Source organism: Desulfitobacterium dichloroeliminans LMG P-21439 (genome assembly GCF_000243135.2).
Taxonomy (GTDB): domain Bacteria; phylum Bacillota; class Desulfitobacteriia; order Desulfitobacteriales; family Desulfitobacteriaceae; genus Desulfitobacterium; species Desulfitobacterium dichloroeliminans.
This window is the reverse complement of the sequence record NC_019903.1, coordinates 3,094,681-3,110,315: the sequence shown is the minus strand read 5'-3', so window position 1 is coordinate 3,110,315 and position 15,635 is coordinate 3,094,681. Positions and strand designations below refer to the sequence as shown.

Genomic DNA, 15,635 nt, shown 5'->3' with positions numbered 1-15,635 from the left:
GACAAGCTTTCTTAAAATGTCGAGGTCCGAAGGGCATACCATGGAATAAGTGGGGGTTTAACGGTTGACACGGACAGAGCATATTGCTTTAAAAGGTACTCGGGAGGGTCTGATTTTATATTTGGACCCCGAGGCTGATTTTTCTACTTTAATGGACGAATTGAAAAAACTGCTAGATGACTCCGACCACTTCCTACAAGGGGCCGCAGTTCGCTGCTATGCAGGAGAGAAAGAGTATACCCCGGAACAACAGGAGAAGCTGATGTCCTGTTTAACCAAGTATAGTCTTGCTTTTAATGGGTGGCTTACATCCGCTGAAGTATACTCTAGTGCACGCAAGACACCATCAGTTCAAGAAGTTGAGCCACCACGTGTTATGGAAGAAGGCATGGTAGAAGGACCTAGTCTATTTGTGGAGCGCACCCTTCGTTCCGGAGCTAGCATCCAGTATGACGGTCATGTGATTGTTGTGGGTGATGTGAATCCCGGCGCTGAGATTGTAGCTAGGGGAAATATTGTGGTTATTGGTTCTCTTAAAGGGGTTGCCCACGCGGGTGCTACTGGAGATCGAACAGCGACAGTGATTGCCTATCATTTAGCACCAACACAGTTAAGGATTGCGGATCTGGTGACGCGATCCCCAGAAGATGAGCTGGAATGGAGGGGCCCAGAATGCGCACGAATTAAGGGTGACCGCCTTGTTGTAGAAGGGATTCAGCTCAATGGACTAAGGGGAAAAAGGATATAGGATGAAGGAAATTTTGAAAGGTAGGTTGAACTATGGGAGAAGTCATTGTCGTCACCTCAGGAAAAGGTGGGGTTGGTAAAACTACCACTTCGGCCAATATTGGAACAGGACTTGCTGCAGCAGGCCAAAAAGTGGTTTTAGTAGATACTGATATCGGCTTACGTAATCTCGATGTGGTGATGGGGCTAGAGAATCGTATCGTCTATGATATTGTGGATGTCACAAGCGGGGTGTGCCGTTTGAAACAGGCGTTGATCAAAGACAAGCGATTCGAGAATCTCTATCTTCTTCCGGCGGCCCAGACCAAGGATAAAAACGCTGTAACCCTTGATCAAATGATAGCGCTCTGTGAAGATTTAAGGAAAGAATTTGACTATGCTATCGTTGACTGCCCTGCAGGAATTGAGCAAGGTTTTCGTAACGCGATTGTTGGAGCTGATCGAGCTGTTGTGGTTACCACTCCCGAGGTCAGTGCAGTACGCGATGCCGACCGGATTATTGGGCTTCTGGAAGCGGCAGACCTGCGCAATCCGCGTTTAATTATTAACCGGATTCGTCCCCATATGGTCAAACGTGGCGATATGATGGATATCTCAGATATTCTAGATATTTTGGCTATTGACCTACTCGGCGTTATTCCCGATGATGAAACCATCGTCATTTCTACGAACCGTGGTGAACCAGCAGTTATGGATCAATCCTCCCGTGCTGGAGAAGCATACCGACGGATTACCCGGAGAATCCAAGGAGAAGAGGTTCCCTTGATGAATCTCGATGCTCCGGATGGATTTATGGATAAACTGAAGAAATTATTCGGTATGAAATAAGTGCTTGGCACTCAAGAGGAGGAATAGGCCATGTTAGATTTTATCAATCGTATCCTTGGAAAGGAACCAGCTTCTAAGAACGTTGCAAAAGAACGCTTAAGGCTTGTCCTCGTGCATGACCGGGCTACCATCTCGCCACACATGTTAAATCAGCTGAAAGAGGACTTGATCAAAGTTATTTCGAATTATATGGAAATCGATGAGAATGCCTTAGAGGTTAACTTAAATCAAGATGATCGAGAAGTAGCCTTAATTGCCAATATTCCTGTCCTAAAAATGAAAAGAGATTATTCTACGAAGGGGTAATCATCCATAGTGTACCGCGACTTATACACCGCAGGAGTGTTGCTAGACAATCCTGCGGTGCTTTTGAATTAATGCTTATAGGGATAGGGGTAAGAAGATTAAATAGAAATAAACTTTGATCTGCAAAGCTTTGGCTGACTTATCCCTTGTGTTATAATGAAAGTTGTAATTTCTTGGTGAAAAAGGGGTACTACTTATGCTCGACCGTCGGATGCTGAAGAATATTGACATTCTCTTTGTTTTTTTCTTTCTTTTGCTATTGGGTTCTAGTCTAATCATACAGAGTACAGCATCATTTAACGTTATTGAGTCTAAACCCTATCATTACCTGAAGATTCAATCCATCTGGATTGCGACAGGACTTGTTTTATGCACAGTCGTAGCTTTGTTTGATTATCAGAAGCTGAGACGTCTTTCTTGGTGGATTTATGGGTTTAATATCTTACTATTGCTTGCTGTCTTCGCCTTTGGTGAGTCGGCTAAGGGAGCCCAACGCTGGATTCCGATCACTTCGACACAAAACATTCAGCCTTCAGAATTTGCAAAGCTTTTTATCATTATAACCTTCGCGGATTTTTTAGCTAAACGTCAAGGAAAGCTCAATCGATTCCGAGATTTTATTCCGCCATTCTTATATGTTCTCGTTCCGATGTTGCTGATCTTAAGGCAACCCGATTTAGGAACGACTCTAGTGTTTGTGGCTATTTTTATCGGGATGATGTTCGTAGCCGGGGCGAATCCTTGGAAATTCGGTGGCTTGATTGTCGGTGGAGGACTTCTGGTAGCCCTAGCATTGTGGCTGCATTTTTCCACGAACTTGCCGAGCTGGTTGCAGTTTGCCCAAGGACTTCCCTTGCCCCTTCATGAATATCAGCTCAAACGGTTGACTGTTTTCCTTGATCCGGCAGCTGATATAAGTGGCGATGGTTACCAGATTATTCAGTCCATCTGGGCTATTGGGTCAGGTGGATTTTGGGGAAAAGGCTTTCGGCAGGGGACACAAGCCCAATTGGATTTTCTACCTGAACACCATACGGATTTTATTTTTTCGGTGGTGGGTGAAGAATTTGGATTTATTGGTACCATCACCCTGTTGTTCTTTTTCTTTATCTTTTTACTCCGAGCCATTAATATTGGCATGAAAGCTAAGGATGTTTACGGGACGATTATTGCAGGGGGTACTGTCTCAATGTTCGCCTTTCATATTCTTGTCAACGTGGGCATGACGTCGGGGATTATGCCGGTGACCGGAATTCCCCTTCCGATTATAAGCTATGGCGGAAGTGCCATGTGGACAAACTTAATGGCCATCGGTCTCATACTCAGCGTTAACGTCCGGCGACAACGATTAATGTTTTAAGTAAAGTACGACCGGGACAACTAAGAACAGCTTATGAAGCTGTTCTTTTTTTTTCTCTCTTTGCATAAGTTTAAGCAGGATGTACGAGCTTAGCCCCACTTATCTTCGGTCTAAACGCAGGAGGAATAGTGGCGGTTAGTAATGGAAAAAGCGAGGGAAGAGTATGAATCCATATGAGCGATGGGACGATTGGGAATGGGAAAGGGCGGCCCAAGAGGTTGGTCGCGAAAGAGGATATCGCAATGAAGAGTGGCCCAGAAAACGACCATATATGACAAAAAGAAAGCGGTTGGGACCTTTATACCAATGGACTAATCTGCAGAAAAAGGCAACCCTTGCTGTAGTGTTCTTTTTAATGATCTTTTTTGCATCCAAAGGTGAGGATATGGTATCTGAAGGGCTCTATTCAGCCTATCAAGGAACTGTGCAAAGCGGCAATTACTATGCATCTCTTAACGAAATGGCTTTGCAAGTGCTAGGGATGAGCGTTGACAACAAGAGTACTCCGGTGGATGCCACCATGCAAGGAAAATTTATACCTCCGGTCTCCGGCAAGGTGATGGCGGGTTTTGGAGGAGCGGGGGATGGGGAAGCGAGCTTGCATCAAGGTATCGATGTCGCGAGTGCCTTGGGGATTCCGGTGGTCGCTCCCTACCAGGGGGTTGTCACTCAAGTGGGAGAGGATCCACAGTTGGGAAGAATAGTAAGGTTGGATTTCGGTAACGGTTGGACGGGGGTTCTCGGTAATTTTGGCGATATCGGAGTCACCACGGGTCAACGGGTTGAGGCAGGGCAAGCTTTAGGTACAGTAGGGCTGTCCGCCCCTCTGAAGAAAACCTGGTTGCATATTGAATTTCGCAAAGACGGTGTGCCAGTGGATCCTTTGCCCTATTTAGTGCCGGCTAATTAAACCATTACGATGATTTATTGACAGAGAAAAGGAAGAGATCTGATGGAGATTGCTCGAGTTCAAGGGATTAGCATCATTGTTCATCCGACCTTTTGGTTGGTTCTGCTGGCATATGGAGTCCTGGGCATGATGACCCAGGCTCTTCTTATCTTTCTTCTGGTGATGGGGCATGAATTAGCTCATCTCTTAACGGCTAAAGCTTACGGTTTCAGGGTGATTGGGCTAGAGCTTTATCCTTTTGGCGGCGCTGCCCATTGTGAGGATCTTTTTGAGGGGAGGAAGCTAGAAGAGAGCATGATGGCCATTGCTGGGCCGGTCTTTAATCTTACCCTTCTTTTTGGGGCTCAGGCCTTGCGTTGGGAAGGGATCTGGACGGGTCCTCTGTCGGAGGATTTTGTGCAATTTAACTTTTGGTTGGCAGTGTTTAACCTGGTCCCCGTGCTCCCTTTAGACGGGGGCAGAGTGGTCCGGGCCTTATTTTCAGATGTCTTTGGTTTTGTTCAGACAACGAAAGCCCTCGCACGTGCAGGTCAAGCCTTTGGGACTATCCTAGGAATTATCGGTCTTACCTTATTGGGTCAAGGAGCTTACGACGGTATCTCCATCTGCTTTCTCCTAGCGGGGTTCTTCTGGGTATCAGGGCACAAGGAAATTGCCTCCGCTCGATTGACTTTCTTGCGTCAAATTACCCGCAAGAAAGAGGAACTACTCCACAAAGGCCTCATGAAAAGCAAATCTATTACAGTGACTGCTGAGATCTCCTTGATTCGTGTCGTGGAGGAATTAACTCCGGATCGCTATGCATTAATCCATCTACCGGGAGGTGAAGCCTTTGGAATCGAGCGTACCTTAACGGAAACTCAAGTCGTAGAAGGGATGCTCAAGAAGGGCATACACTGCCCCGTGGGGGAGCTTTGAGTTTCGGGATATAAAGCAAGCTTTTTACATAATTTCGTAAGTAAACTTCGCTGAGCAAACTAAGACTCAAACTCGGTTTGGGGATAAGGGTCCCCGCCTAAATCGTCTCCTCGAAAGCACTGCTTTCGCACTTGTTCTCATAGGCGGCGCCTCACTTCCATGTGAGTCGCCCTTGCTGAAGTCTGGGTTCTCCTTTTCGTCAAATTTGCTTTTCAACTCGTTTAAAATCCTTCATTCCTGTAAAAAGCTTTCTTTTGGGTCTAGTAGACTGAAGCTTGCTTTCAAAGGGTTTAAAGCTGCGGTAGCTTGTGCAAATCCCCTAACGTTGTGCTATAATTAATAATTACTGACGAACAAGCATAACAAGGAGGAGTAGCTGAAGCATGAGCGAGAATAAGGCGGCTGAGATTCGCAAGCAGGTAGAACGTTTCCTGCCTAAAGTCATGAAGCCGAGTCGATATTTAGGTACGGAGTGGAATGCGATTCGTAAAGATTGGGATCAGACCAAGGTGCGAATGGCTTTTGCCTTCCCGGATGTCTATGAAGTTGGAATGTCTCATCTGGGTCTGCGGATACTCTATCACTTAGTTAACTCTTATGATGATTTTCTTTGTGAACGGGTCTTTGCTCCTTGGGTAGATATGGAAGATAAGATGAGGGAACGCCATATTCCCCTCTATGGGCTAGAATCCAATCGGCCTCTTACTGAATTTGACGTGATAGGATTTACCTTACAATACGAAATGAGTTTTTCCAATATCCTCAACATGCTTGATTTGGCAGGTATTCCAATGCGAGCCAAAGACCGGGGGACGGAACATCCGTGGATTATTGCCGGTGGTCCCTGTGCATATAATTCAGAACCCATCGCCCCATTTATTGATTTCTTGATGGTTGGTGAAGCAGAAGAGACCTTGCCGGAGCTGTTGCGATTAATCCAAGAGCAAAAGGAAAACCCGGTTTCCCGGGAAGAATTTCTGTTAAGAGTATCTCAAGTCGAAGGGGCTTATGTCCCTGAATTTTATGAGGTTCATTATCAAGAGGATGGCAGAATTCAAAGGATTGAAGCTGATTCTCGTGTCCCCCAAGTGGTACAAAAGGCGATTGTCAGGGACTTGGATCAAAGCTACTTTCCGACCAGTCCTGTTGTCCCCTATATGGAGATTATTCACGATCGTATGATGTTGGAAGTAATGCGTGGGTGCTCTAGGGGATGCCGTTTCTGTCAAGCGGGAATGATTTATAGACCAGTCAGGGAACGCTCGTCGGAAACTTTATTAAGGCATGCTGAAGAGTTGGTGAAGTCAACCGGTTATGAGGAAATCTCCTTAACCTCCTTGTCCACCGGAGACTACAGCTGTATTCAACCGGTGATACGGGGTATTCTAGATAAATATGGTGAAGATAAAGTGAGTGTGTCCTTGCCCTCATTGCGGCTTGATTCTTTTGATGTGAAGCTAGCCGAAGAGGTTCAGAAGGTGAGAAAATCCGGTCTTACTTTTGCTCCAGAAGCGGGCACTCAACGTTTGCGGGACGTCATCAATAAAGGGGTCACCGAAGAAAACCTGATGGACGCGGCCGAATCGGCTTTTAAAGCGGGATGGTCCAGTATTAAGCTTTATTTTATGATTGGTTTGCCGACAGAGACCCAAGAGGATCTCGATGGCATTGTAGTTTTGGCGAAGAAAGTGGTCGAGCTGGGAACGCGACTGGGTCGACGTAATGTTCATGTTACGGTATCGACAAGTTCTTTCGTGCCGAAAAGCCATACCCCCTTCCAATGGGAACCCCAAGAGGGAATGGCATCTCTTGACCAAAAGCAAAAGTATTTGAGAGAGAAATTGCGCGATCGCCGTATCAAGTATAACTATCATGATGTGGAGACCAGCTATCTTGAGGCCGTTTTTGCGAAAGGGGATCGGCGTCTGGCCGATGTGCTGGAGCTAGCGGTTAAGAAGGGCTGTAAATTTGATGGCTGGCATGAACATTTTAAATATGATACCTGGCTGGAATGCTTAGAAGAGTTAGGTCTTGACCCGCATTTCTATGCCAATCGGGCGATGGACTACGACGATGTCTTGCCCTGGGATCATATCGAGAGCGGGGTAAATAAACGCTTCCTCGTGAATGAACATCATAAAGCCTTGCAAGAAACACGCACAATGGATTGCCGGCATCTGGATTGCACCGGGTGTGGCATCTGTCCTGATCGAGGGGTTCAGATTGATTTGAAAGGGTGAGAACCTTGAGGGTAAGAATCGCCTATACAAAGCTTGAAGAAGCGAAATATATAGCCCATTTAGATTTAGCGAAAGTCTTTGAACGGGCTCTACGTCGAGCGGGTGTCCGCTTGGCCTATTCGGAAGGATTTAATCCCCATCCGAAGATTTCCTTTGGCTCGGCACTGGCCGTGGGAGTCGAAGGGGTAAATGAGTATGTGGATATTGAGTTGATGCAAGAAATTGATCTTAAGGAAATTCTCGGTCGTTTGCAGGAACAGCTTCCAGCGGGAATCCGTCTGAAGGAAGGACGGTTTGTTACCCCAGCGGCTAAAGCCTTGATGGCGGTTTTGAATGCGGCAAGCTATGAGATTACAGTTTCTCTCGGTCTGCCGATCAGCGAGGAACGGCTGCAAGAGGGAATTTCTGCTTGGCTGATGAGAAGTCATATTTCCTATGCTCGCTATAGTAAAAAGGGTAGGGTGGAAAAGGATATTCGACCTTGGGTTAAGGTGCTGACAGGTAAAATCCAAGAAGATGAGGCTGTTTTTGAATTAGAGGTTGAAGTGGGTAATCAAGGCAGCGTTCGACCGGAAGAGGTCATTGCCAGCCTCTGCGATTTGGAAAACCTTCCCTTAGATTTGGATCACTTACGCATCAAACGAACCGGGATCTATGTGAACTATGAAGGACAAAAGTTCTCCCCCATGGATCATGAAGCCTTCGGGAAGTGAGGAAACGCCCGTGAAAGAGATTGTACTGCAAGGTCAAGGCCAAACCATGCGGGCAGCGGTTCTTGAGGATGGAGAGCTCGTCGAGGTTCATGAAGAGGAAGGTATGCTAGCGCGTCTAGTCGGCAATATTTATCGAGGAAGGGTCGTCAACATTCTGCCGGGCATGCAGGCAGCCTTTGTCGATATTGGTTTGGAGAAGAATGCTTTCCTTTATGTAGGAGATGCGGTCCCCTTCCAATATGATGAGGATGAGAAACTCCCGACCTCAACCGAATTGCGCGTGGAACACGTGCTTAAGCCTCGACAAGAGCTTTTGGTTCAAGTAGCCAAAGAACCTGTGGGGTCAAAGGGGGCACGAATTACCACCAATCTTACCATCCCTGGTCGTTATGCGGTTCTAATGCCCCACACAGAATACGTTGGGGTATCACGCAAGATTACCGATGAACAGGAGCGGCTGCGTCTGCGGAAGATTGCTCGAGCAGCGTGTCCGCCTGGAAAAGGGATTGTGGTGCGGACCTTGGCCAAAGGAATTGATGCCCAAGAACTTGAGGATGACTTGCAAGAGCTCGTGGCTTTGTGGGACCAAGTGGAGAAAGAAGTTCTTCATATCTCGATTCCGGGATTGGTTCATCAAGACGTGAATTTAGTAGCGAGGGCGATTCGCGATTGGGTCGATCAAGAGGTTGAGGTGATTACGGTCAATCAACCGGAAGTAGCAGAAGGAATGCGTCAGGCTTTAAAGGAGTTAGGCCATCCGGCGGCGAATCAGGTGCGCTTAATTTATCAAGAGGATATCTTCTCTAACTATAGTATCGATGATGAAATCCGCCATGCCCTGCAGTCCAAGGTATGGCTGAAGAGCGGCGGCTATTTAGTGATTCAGCAGACAGAGGCCTTATCGGTCATTGATGTGAATACAGGAAAATATGTAGGGGAGAAATCCCTCCAAGATACGATCATGCATATTAATCAAGAAGCTGCTGCGGAGATTGCGAGACAGATTCGTTTACGTAATTTGGGTGGAATCATCGTTATTGATTTTATTGATATGACGACTGAAGAAGCCAAAGAACAACTAATGAACGTCTTGGAAAAGGCTGTAGCTCGGGATAAGGTAAAGTGTCAAATCATGGGTCTAACTCAATTGGGACTTGTGGAAATGACACGCAAAAAAGTAGGACAAACTCTCGAGGTACGCTATGGAAGAGCCTGTCCCCATTGTGAAGGTACGGGAAGAATAGTGAAGGGTTGAAGGTCTAGTGAGATCTTCAACCCTTTTTTTGTCAGACGGCATATTATGGGATACGACTTCCCTGGACTAAGGCTTGAGTCAATTCTTCCAGTTTATCTCGGGTGATTTGTGAATCTGTGATTAGACGAATGGTACTTAATAATTGGGCTGGGTCCGGAGCTTGGAAGATGTTTCTACCGATAGAAATTCCTTGGGCACCAGCCTGAAGAGCATCATAAACCATGAATAATAGTTGGGCTACAGTTGATGTTTTTGGACCGCCGGCAATGACGACAGGAACCTTAACACCTCGGGTCACTTCCCAAAAAGATTCTATTGATCCGGTATAATTGACTTTAATAATATCTGCCCCTAGTTCTTGGGCAATGCGGGCAGCATGTTTCACTTTTCCCGGATCAAACTCGCTTCCTGCAGAACCATCTCTGACGTACATCATAGCGAGTAAGGGGATTCCCCAGCGTTGACAGTCCTCAGATATTCTGCCAAAGTCCCGCAACATATGCGATTCAGAGGGGTTACCCAAGTTGACATGAATAGAAACAGCTGTCGCCCCCAGCCTGATAGCATGCTCTACGGTAGAAACAAGTTCTTTACGTTGAGAATCTGGGGAAATATTTGAGGATGCGGAAAGATGAAGGATGAGTTCACATTGGCTAGCTCCTAAAAGATGAGAAACTTGAGGAACAAGACCTTTATGAAGGACGATAGCATCAGCCTTTCCTTGAGTAATAAAGCGAACAGTCTTTGGAACATCCTCTATTCCTTCGATGGGTCCAGCTGTAACTCCATGGTCCATGGGTACGATGATAATCCGATCGGAGCTTTTAAAGAGACGTTTTAGGCGAATTTCTTTCCCAGCCACTCGTTTGTCCTCCTGTAATTGCTTCGGGACAAGGAATTTATGTCCCTTGTCTTATTACTTTTCTAGGATGGTTTCATTCACTTTAATACCTACGTGACGCCCTGGCTCGCCTACGAAGGATAGAAGTTGGTCCCCAGGTTTAATGAGAGTCGCATTTTTGGGTTTTCCCTCTGCCCCCATGATGCGAATATGCCAGTCATCTTGAACAATGACGTTGATATCTCTGCCTGCGGCCTCTCCCTTAATGAGGAGTAAAGGCCGTACTTCTGTTTTTATGCGCCCCACGCTGAGAGTCCGGATTTCTCCTTGGGTGTTTACGCAGAGGACATGGCTTCCTGCTGCAAGATCGGTAAGATATTCTGCAGTGTTATTAGGCATCCAGACATAGGAATGGACGGCTCCGGCATTTACTCGGAAGGGGCGTAGATTCATATAAGGGAGGTAATGGGTCTCCGAACACACAAAGATTCCGCCTTGGGAAGTAGAGCCAATGAGCATTCCTTCGTCTTGAGTCATGATGCCGGTGGTATCAATACAGGATCTCAGCCCCATACCAATATGGCGAACCTCAGTAACAGTTAAGGGCTGAAGATTAAGCTTTGCGATGTTATCCTTTTGCAAGTAATCACATACTCTTATAATTTCATGGATATCTGTACTGGCAAAGGTAACTCCGTCACTCCCTTGCTCCATGACACCGAAGCATACTTCCATATCGGTCAGAGTGGATACTGGTTTGAGGATACTTGTTTTTCCTTGTTGAAGTCTAGCGATGATGAGTTCAAGGGGAATATTCGTGGGCAAGTCAAAATCGACGAGGGTATAGTCATAATTTTCAGCGTCTTGCCAAGCGGATTCTAAAGCAGTCCGGCCGACGATATCGAAGAATACGCAAGTTTTGTGACCTTTTGCTTGGGCATATTTTAAGAGATCTTGGTCCTTTGAGAGAACCGTTGTCTCAATACAAAGATTATCAATTTCTTCTCGTGTAGATATTTCGATCATAACCCGTGTTTTTAAAGGGTAGTGCCCTTCGTCCCATTGGGGTTTAGTAAGAATAATTTTTTCGATCACCGAGTTATTAATTAAACTCCATATTTCTTGGCGATTAATAGGGAGATTTCTACCGTCAAACCAAACCTCACGTCGGGTACCTTTTTCCTTTTCCAAGCAATTTCATCTCCGTTTCTTAAAATGTCCACTTAATTCCAAAATAACGTCAGAATAATGTATTCAAAAACTAAACAAAGGTGAAGAAAGGATTAAGGAGCAAAAAAAAATATTTGGCATATTATGGAATAAAATTTTATATGGTCGCTAAAGCGGGGTGTTGGTATTGGAAAAGATCTATGAATGCAAGAAATGTGGTGCACATCATTGGGCCTCTGAATGGGAAGAGATTACCTTTAATATCACTAGAATTTCTGACCAAAGGGATACCCTCGATTATTGCCCTTCCTGTAAACAGGCAGGTAGTGTAGAGGAAATAGATTATATGTATACAGGATTTTTCAATAGATTCTGGCCATATTCTATAGATAAGAATGATCTTCTTAATCAGTACCCCGAAATAGATAAGTGGCTGTGAGTAAAACCTACGAGGTAGAGATATAGAAAAGAGAACAGCCATGATTCGATATGTTCGATCATGGCTGTAAGTACTCAAAAACTTAATCTTGTTCCAGTAATTTTTAGGGCCTACTCCTGTGCAATCTTTTTAAGAATTATTGGATCCTTCGTCATTTGGGAGAGTTTAGCCCAAACCGTCTTCATCTGCTCTATTTTTCCCACTCGTTTATAAGCGACCCCTAGATCATAGAGCACTTGGTGGTAAAAATCCTCACTAATTGCTTTTTTGTCATGCTCATACATAGTGATGAGTGTATTAAAATCCTCAACCGCTGAACCGGTACGATGAAAGACCATCTCGGGCAGGTTAAAGTTTACATAAGCTCGAATGCTCCGAGTTTCAATATTTTGAGGGTCCTTGGCGATTACTTTGTCTAGCATTTTTATTCCTCTGAGGGTAAGCTTCAGCTTTTGGTTTGGGTCAATAGAGTCCCGCCCTAAAAGAGCGGTTGAACTTCCGAAATAAGCTTCAGCGAGGTGGTCTTGAGGATCAGCTTTATGAAGCTTTGCAAAGATATCGCAGGCCTTTTTTACAGCGTTTTTATCCCCTGCAATACCGAGCTCATGGAGCTTTACTCCATCTGAAAAAAGTTTTTGATAGCTCGGGTCGTTTGTCATTTCAGACCTCCAGCATTGTTAGATTTCGATAAACTTTTTGAGATTTTCTTCATCTGCATGGAACTGTTCTGGAGTCCCTCCGTATACAATTTTTCCTTTGTTCATGATATAGATAAAGTCCGCTATTTTGGTTGCAAAGCGGATATTTTGTTCGACTAAAAGGATCGATAGCCCGGAGTTTTTTAGATTAAAGATCTTTTCGCCAATTTCTTTGATGATGGTTGGCGCAAGACCCTCAAAAGGTTCATCCATTAAGAGCAAATCAGGTTCAGTCATCATCGCTCGCCCAATAGCAAGCATTTGCTGTTCTCCACCACTTAATTTCTTTCCTGGCTGTTTCGAGCGTTCTTCGAGGATCGGGAATAATTCGTAGATCCGATTGAGAATATCTGTCGCAGCTGCTGTTTTCTTGCTATACCCTATCATTAGATTATCTTTGACTGTGAGGGAACGGAAGATTCTTCTTCCTTGGGGGACAAGAGCTATCCCCATCTGGGCTATTTTAAACGAGTGGAGTCCGCTGATCCGATGATTTCGAAAGGTAATTTCCCCTTGACTGGGCGGATTAATGCCGATAATCGAATGGATTGTTGTGGTCTTTCCCATGCCATTGCGCCCTAATAAGGCAACAACAGAACCCTTTTCAACCTCGAGTGAAACCCCTTGAAGGATATGACTCTCCCCATAATGAGCATGAACATCCCTAAGCTTAAGCATAGTGGCACCTCTTCTAATCGGTTGTACCCAGATAAACTTCCTTGACTCGCTGATCGGAGCGCACTTCTTCTTGAGACCCTTCAAACAGCACCTGACCATAATTCAGAACAGTAATACGATCGGCGAGATCAAATACAACCTCCATATCATGTTCGATAATCAGGACGGTGATTTCTCGGGAGAGATTGCGAATCATCGAAGTGATTTTTTGGGTTTCTACGGAGGACATACCTGCTGTAGGTTCATCAAGGAGGAGTAAGCGGGGGAATTGAGCCAGAGCTAGCAGCAGCTCGACTTGCCGTTGATCTCCATAGGAAAGCTCCTTCACATGTATATCACGCTTTTCCCACCAACCCCAAGTTTCAAGAAATTTCTGGGGCGACGATTGAGTTAGATGGGGGAGTATAGCCAGATGGATATTTTCTAAAAGAGTTAAATTAAAGAAGAGATTGTTCTGTTGAAAGGTGCGAGCTAGGCCTGCACGGGCTCTGCGGTAAGGGGAAAGGTGTTCAGATCGTTTGCCAAAAAGCGAGATTTTCCCCGAGTTGAGAGGAAGAGTGCCACTAATGACATTGAAAAGCGTAGTTTTTCCCGCGCCGTTAGGGCCTATGATAGCTCTTCTTTCTCCCACTTCGACAGAGAGGGAGACATCTTGCAATACTGCAAGCCCCCCAAACGTTTTATTAGCGTTCATTATTTCTAAAGCGTTCATAGTTCTTCAGACCCTTTTTGCTTAGTTTGATGGTGTGTCCGACCACACCATCACGGAGATACATGACGCAGAGGATGAATATGATTCCCATGGACATTGGCCAACGCTCAGTTTGTGCACTGATGAGGTTTTGCAGGATGAAAATGCTACCGGCTCCTATGACTGGTCCGACTAAAGTTCCTGACCCACCTATGATAACCATTAGGATGACGAGGCCGGACATGGACCAATCCAGTTGTTGAGGGCTAATAAACCCATTGAAGTAGACAAAGAGAACGCCGGCTAACCCGGCAAATCCGCCGGCAATAGCGTAGGATAGGTATTTTATTAACCAAGTGTTATAGCCTAGGGCTTGCATTCGAGATTCGCTTTCTCTGACCCCGATAATAACGCGTCCTAGTTTGGAACGAACGATTCTCCATAGGACGACGCTAGACAGAACAAAGAAAACAAGGACAAGATAATAAAAATTCTGAGAATCCCACATGGAAATGGGTAAGCCAAGATTCGGTCGAGGAACTCCGGATAGACCGTCATCACCACCGGTTAAGGAACGCCATCTCCAGGCGAGAGCAAAAATCATTTGCCCAAAGGCTAAGGTAATCATTAGAAAATAGGGACCCGAACTCCTCAAGACCAATGAACCGAGCAGAAACGCGAGGAGAAGAGAAATGAAAACTCCACCTAGAAGAGTTAACCAAAAATTTTCTACTCCTCGAGTGACAAGGATTGCAGCAGTATAGGCTCCCACGCCGAAGAAGGAAGCATGGTTAAAGGAGACCAGACCGGTATAACCAACTAAGAGATCCAGGCTCATAGCAAACAGGCCGAATATCAGGACTTGGGTCAAGAGACTTAGACCATAAGCGGTAAGAAGTGACGGTAAGATCACAATGGCGAGGAGGACAACGATACTTCCTATAATGGGAAAGCTACCCCTATTCATCTTCACTTCAACTCCTCCTTCCCCAATAGGCCGGAGGGTTTAAAGATGAGGACCAGAGCCATGGTGACATAGATAGTGAACATGGCGAGGTCAGGAAATAGGACTTTGCCAAAGGTTTCGGCAAACCCGATCAAGAGACTGCCTAGGAAGGCTCCTTCAAGGGTTCCTAGCCCTCCGACGACTACGACAGCCAAAGCAAGAACAAGGATCTCAAAATCCAAACCTGGGTAGGCACCGGTAATGGGACCGCTAATGACTCCACCTAGGGCGGCAAGTAAGGCCCCAAGGGCAAAGATTCCCGCAAAATAAAGTTGGATGTTAATCCCCAGCGCATTGACCATTTCCTTGTCGTCTACACCGGCTCGGATAATGTTTCCTGTTCGAGTCTTCTCCAAGAAAAGCCAGAGGGAAATGGCAATCATTAAACCCATGAGAATCATAGCAAAGCGATAAATGGGAAACGCTTCGCCTAAGATAGAAACTGAACCCTCGAGGAAAGAAGGCTTAGGCAGAATTCGGGGGACTCCGCCCCAGATCCATTTGGCAACGTCGAGAAATAGATAAGCAAAACCGAAAGTTATCAGGACTTGATCCAGTTCTCGCTTGTAGAGCTTACGGAAGAAGAAGCGTTCCATGAGGATTCCTAAAAGGGCTAAGGCCACACCGGCACCGAGTAACCCGATTAGGAAGTTCCCCGTTTTTTGAATGATGACGAATCCAATATAAGCTCCTAACATGTAATAGGAACCATGAGCAAGGTTAACAATCCCCATTAACCCGAAAATCAGAGAAAGTCCCGAGGCTAATAGGAAGAGGAGTAGCCCGTAAGATATTCCGTTGAGGATTTGGATAACGAGTGAAGAAAGATCCATTA

At 45.6% G+C, this 15,635-nt stretch carries 16 protein-coding genes; 9 read left to right on the top strand and 7 right to left on the bottom strand.

Annotated features, from left to right (window positions below; translation table 11 throughout):
• The first annotated feature begins 64 nt into the window (after nucleotides 1-64).
• The 9 genes from minC to DESDI_RS14765 all read left to right on the top strand — a co-directional run bounded on the left by minC (nucleotide 65) and on the right by DESDI_RS14765 (nucleotide 9,277).
• Entirely contained in the window at nucleotides 65-748 is a 684-nt protein-coding gene (gene minC, locus DESDI_RS14805) for a septum site-determining protein MinC (RefSeq protein WP_015263426.1), read from the top strand.
• Nucleotides 749-780: 32 nt separating this feature from the next.
• Entirely contained in the window at nucleotides 781-1,575 is a 795-nt protein-coding gene (gene minD / locus DESDI_RS14800) for a septum site-determining protein MinD (protein WP_015263425.1), read from the top strand.
• 30 nt (nucleotides 1,576-1,605) lie between these two features.
• Nucleotides 1,606-1,881, top strand: a complete 276-nt coding sequence (gene minE / locus DESDI_RS14795) for a cell division topological specificity factor MinE (RefSeq protein ID WP_015263424.1) — start codon at nucleotides 1,606-1,608, stop codon at nucleotides 1,879-1,881.
• Nucleotides 1,882-2,077: 196 nt separating this feature from the next.
• Nucleotides 2,078-3,241, top strand: a complete 1,164-nt coding sequence (gene rodA, locus DESDI_RS14790) for a rod shape-determining protein RodA (protein ID WP_015263423.1) — start codon at nucleotides 2,078-2,080, stop codon at nucleotides 3,239-3,241.
• A gap of 163 nt (nucleotides 3,242-3,404) precedes the next feature.
• The gene (locus tag DESDI_RS14785) at nucleotides 3,405-4,151 is read left to right on the top strand and encodes a murein hydrolase activator EnvC family protein (protein WP_015263422.1); all 747 of its coding nucleotides are present in this window, start codon (nucleotides 3,405-3,407) and stop codon (nucleotides 4,149-4,151) included.
• A 42-nt stretch (nucleotides 4,152-4,193) separates the two neighbouring features.
• A complete protein-coding gene (locus DESDI_RS14780; protein ID WP_015263421.1) occupies nucleotides 4,194-5,069 on the top strand; it encodes a M50 family metallopeptidase in 876 nt (291 codons plus the stop codon).
• 383 nt (nucleotides 5,070-5,452) lie between these two features.
• A complete protein-coding gene (locus DESDI_RS14775; RefSeq protein ID WP_015263420.1) occupies nucleotides 5,453-7,309 on the top strand; it encodes a TIGR03960 family B12-binding radical SAM protein in 1,857 nt (618 codons plus the stop codon).
• Nucleotides 7,306-8,022, top strand: coding sequence for a TIGR03936 family radical SAM-associated protein (locus DESDI_RS14770; RefSeq protein WP_015263419.1), 717 nt, complete (start codon nucleotides 7,306-7,308; stop codon nucleotides 8,020-8,022). Before DESDI_RS14775 ends, DESDI_RS14770 begins: the two co-directional genes overlap by 4 nt.
• A gap of 10 nt (nucleotides 8,023-8,032) precedes the next feature.
• The gene (locus DESDI_RS14765) at nucleotides 8,033-9,277 is read left to right on the top strand and encodes an Rne/Rng family ribonuclease (RefSeq protein ID WP_015263418.1); all 1,245 of its coding nucleotides are present in this window, start codon (nucleotides 8,033-8,035) and stop codon (nucleotides 9,275-9,277) included.
• Between the two features lie 43 nt (nucleotides 9,278-9,320).
• Here DESDI_RS14765 and DESDI_RS14760 read toward each other — a convergent pair whose 3' ends face one another.
• From DESDI_RS14760 to DESDI_RS14725, 7 genes are all read right to left on the bottom strand, one after another.
• Complete coding sequence (locus DESDI_RS14760; protein ID WP_015263417.1) at nucleotides 9,321-10,139, bottom strand: 2-amino-3,7-dideoxy-D-threo-hept-6-ulosonate synthase; 819 nt, start codon at nucleotides 10,137-10,139, stop codon at nucleotides 9,321-9,323.
• A gap of 54 nt (nucleotides 10,140-10,193) precedes the next feature.
• A complete protein-coding gene (locus DESDI_RS14755) occupies nucleotides 10,194-11,309 on the bottom strand; it encodes a 3-dehydroquinate synthase II domain-containing protein (RefSeq protein WP_015263416.1) in 1,116 nt (371 codons plus the stop codon).
• Nucleotides 11,310-11,837: 528 nt separating this feature from the next.
• Nucleotides 11,838-12,386: a tetratricopeptide repeat protein gene (locus DESDI_RS14745; protein WP_015263415.1), complete on the bottom strand. Its 549-nt coding sequence runs from the start codon at nucleotides 12,384-12,386 to the stop codon at nucleotides 11,838-11,840.
• A gap of 18 nt (nucleotides 12,387-12,404) precedes the next feature.
• A complete protein-coding gene (locus tag DESDI_RS14740) occupies nucleotides 12,405-13,103 on the bottom strand; it encodes an ABC transporter ATP-binding protein (protein WP_015263414.1) in 699 nt (232 codons plus the stop codon).
• A 13-nt stretch (nucleotides 13,104-13,116) separates the two neighbouring features.
• Nucleotides 13,117-13,797, bottom strand: coding sequence for an ABC transporter ATP-binding protein (locus DESDI_RS14735; RefSeq protein WP_202950015.1), 681 nt, complete (start codon nucleotides 13,795-13,797; stop codon nucleotides 13,117-13,119).
• Entirely contained in the window at nucleotides 13,787-14,761 is a 975-nt protein-coding gene (locus tag DESDI_RS14730; protein WP_041220002.1) for a branched-chain amino acid ABC transporter permease, read from the bottom strand. Before DESDI_RS14730 ends, DESDI_RS14735 begins: the two co-directional genes overlap by 11 nt.
• Nucleotides 14,762-14,763: 2 nt before the next feature.
• Nucleotides 14,764-15,633, bottom strand: coding sequence for a branched-chain amino acid ABC transporter permease (locus tag DESDI_RS14725; RefSeq protein ID WP_015263411.1), 870 nt, complete (start codon nucleotides 15,631-15,633; stop codon nucleotides 14,764-14,766).
• Nucleotides 15,634-15,635 lie beyond the last annotated feature (2 nt).

Bases quoted from the DNA above. Each gene is read 5' to 3' on its own strand.
- minE (WP_015263424.1), top strand. From the start codon at position 1,606: ATGTTAGATTTTATCAATCGTATCCTTGGAAAGGAACCAGCTTCTAAG.
- DESDI_RS14775 (WP_015263420.1), top strand. From the start codon at position 5,453: ATGAGCGAGAATAAGGCGGCTGAGATTCGCAAGCAGGTAGAACGTTTC.
- DESDI_RS14740 (WP_015263414.1), bottom strand. From the start codon at position 13,103: ATGCTTAAGCTTAGGGATGTTCATGCTCATTATGGGGAGAGTCATATC.
- minD (WP_015263425.1), top strand. From the start codon at position 781: ATGGGAGAAGTCATTGTCGTCACCTCAGGAAAAGGTGGGGTTGGTAAA.
- DESDI_RS14785 (WP_015263422.1), top strand. From the start codon at position 3,405: ATGAATCCATATGAGCGATGGGACGATTGGGAATGGGAAAGGGCGGCC.
- DESDI_RS14745 (WP_015263415.1), bottom strand. From the start codon at position 12,386: ATGACAAACGACCCGAGCTATCAAAAACTTTTTTCAGATGGAGTAAAG.
- DESDI_RS14730 (WP_041220002.1), bottom strand. From the start codon at position 14,761: ATGAATAGGGGTAGCTTTCCCATTATAGGAAGTATCGTTGTCCTCCTC.
- DESDI_RS14780 (WP_015263421.1), top strand. From the start codon at position 4,194: ATGGAGATTGCTCGAGTTCAAGGGATTAGCATCATTGTTCATCCGACC.
- DESDI_RS14735 (WP_202950015.1), bottom strand. From the start codon at position 13,797: ATGAACGCTAATAAAACGTTTGGGGGGCTTGCAGTATTGCAAGATGTC.
- DESDI_RS14725 (WP_015263411.1), bottom strand. From the start codon at position 15,633: ATGGATCTTTCTTCACTCGTTATCCAAATCCTCAACGGAATATCTTAC.
- rodA (WP_015263423.1), top strand. From the start codon at position 2,078: ATGCTCGACCGTCGGATGCTGAAGAATATTGACATTCTCTTTGTTTTT.